General features: G+C 69.6%; 2 protein-coding genes. Both read left to right on the top strand.

Going from position 1 to position 2,022, the window contains the following annotated elements; all coding sequences use genetic code 11:
* The coding region (locus E2651_RS42780) for a hypothetical protein (RefSeq protein ID WP_245239554.1) at nucleotides 1–1,485 on the top strand (1,485 nt) is incomplete at its 5' end.
* Between the two features lie 207 nt (nucleotides 1,486–1,692).
* A partial coding sequence (locus E2651_RS42775; RefSeq protein ID WP_135336656.1) for a hypothetical protein occupies nucleotides 1,693–2,022 on the top strand: 330 nt, incomplete at its 3' end.

The following is a 2,022-nucleotide window of genomic DNA, read 5'->3' as shown; positions in this document are numbered from 1 at the left end:
CTCCACGCCCTCTCCACCGCCCTGCTCAACCTCAGCGGCCTCGGCCTCGGCTACGTACTCCTCAAGCGCTGGCTCCCGGCCGCCCTCTGCTGGGCCGCGACCGCCGGGCTGCTCTTCGTCGCGCTGCCCGCCGACGTGGACGGCGTCCCCGGCGGCGTACTCATCGGCTATCTGGCCTTCCTCGCCCTCGTCGCCGCCGACGGTGCGCGCCGCGCCCTGCGACCCCGGCACACCTCGCCGCTGCGCGCGCCCGTCGCCGTCGGGCTCGGGCTCGTCCTGCTCGCCGTGCCGGCCGGGGGCGTTATCGCATACGACGGTGCGCGCGACGACGCCATCGAGGAGATGCTGCTCGAGCGTCTGGAGAAGGCCGACAAGATTGTCAGCGCCGCCGACGGGCAGCCCTTCGACTCCGCCAAGGACGACTACCGCTCCGCCCTCGCCGTCTACCGCGACCTCGGCGACGACCACCCCGGCTCGAAGGCCGCCGACCGCGTGCCGGACAGCCTGAAGACGTACTACGAGTCCGTCGCCGCCCCGTACGAGGAGCGCAAGTACTGCGACGCCCTCGAGCCCCTCAAATACCTCCGCACCCTCCCCGACGACCTCGGCAAGGACCGTCTCGGCTCCCTCGCCGCCTGGCCCGACGACCGGCTCGCCACCTCCCTCTACGAGTGCGGCGCCCAAGGTCTCGGGACAGCCGCGGGCGGCAGCGGGCAGTTCGGAGAGCTTCTGCGTACGTTCCCCGACTCCGACCAGGCCGGGAAGGTCGAGCCCGCCTTCCGCGACGCCATCGACGAGCGCTCGTCGGATCTGAAGGGCAGCGACCCCTGCAAGGCCACCGACGAGCTCCGCAACATCGGCTCCACCGCCAAGGCCCTCCCGGACGACGCGGGCGACGGGCTCTCCGGTGACGCCGCGAGCGCGGTGGAGTCCGGGGCGTACGCGTGTGGCGTCGACGAGTTCGAGGACGGGAAGTTCGACGCGGCCGCCAAGACGCTCGACGACTTCGCCGACACCTACCGGGGCAACGGCAAACGCGACCGCGCCCGGCAGATCGCCATCGCCGCCGAGATCGCCGCCGACCGCCCACAGGCCGGCCTGCGCCTGCCGCCCAGCAAGTCGCCGGGCGGCGCGAAGCTGGAGTACGTCGTCGAGAACGGCGGCCCCGGCCCGCTCGAGGTCCTCTACACCGGGCCCACCACCGGCACCCTCAAGCTCAAGGCCTGCGGCGGCTGCAAGACGTACACGACCAAGGCGAAGGGCAAGAAGGCCTGCCTCGCGGGCAAGGGGTACCCGAAGAAGACCCTGCGTCTGCCTGCCGGCGAGTACCACTTCCTCTACAAGCGCGGCGCGAGCAGCGCGGGAAGCGTCCGCAACAACACCGAGGGCAGCCAGGTCAGGCCCGGCTACCGCTACACCGACTGCTCGTACGTCGTGACGGGCGGCGGGCTCGGGGACCTGGACGATCTCGACGGGCTTACGTGAAGCATGATGTGAGACCTGGTCAGAGGGCACGCCGGGCCGTCATTGCCCGGCGTCACTCAGCGTGATACACAGAGTGACCATACGTTTCAGCCAACGAATGACGCCAAGTCGACATGCACTGGCCCGTTTGTCGGCGAGAATGAGCTGTCCTCTGTACTGCGGTAGGCAGAGGTGACAGAACAACCCACTAGGGGCGGTGAGTTACACATGCTTATGGCAGCCGAAAAGGGCGACATCACCACCATCATCGGCGGGATCGCCCCCGACTGGGGGCCCTTCGGGAGCCTGGGCAACGAGGCACGGGTGATGATCGAGGTCGTGATGGCGATCGCCATCCTCCTCTGTCTCGGCATTGCGATCTGGGGCGCGGCCAAACAGCGCATCGGCGCGACGGCGCTGCGCGACACGTTCAGCGCGGAGCAGGGCAAGGGCCTGATCATCGCGGGCCTGACCGGCGTCTTCATCATCGGCTCGCTCGGCACGGTCTTCACCATTGTGTACGGGCTGTCCCTTATACACATCTCCGAGCCCACGGGG

This window comes from Streptomyces sp. MZ04 (assembly GCF_004684775.1).
Taxonomy (GTDB): Bacteria; Actinomycetota; Actinomycetes; order Streptomycetales; family Streptomycetaceae; genus Streptomyces.
Note: the sequence above shows the minus strand (reverse complement) of the source record. Positions and strands in the feature narration are given on the sequence as shown.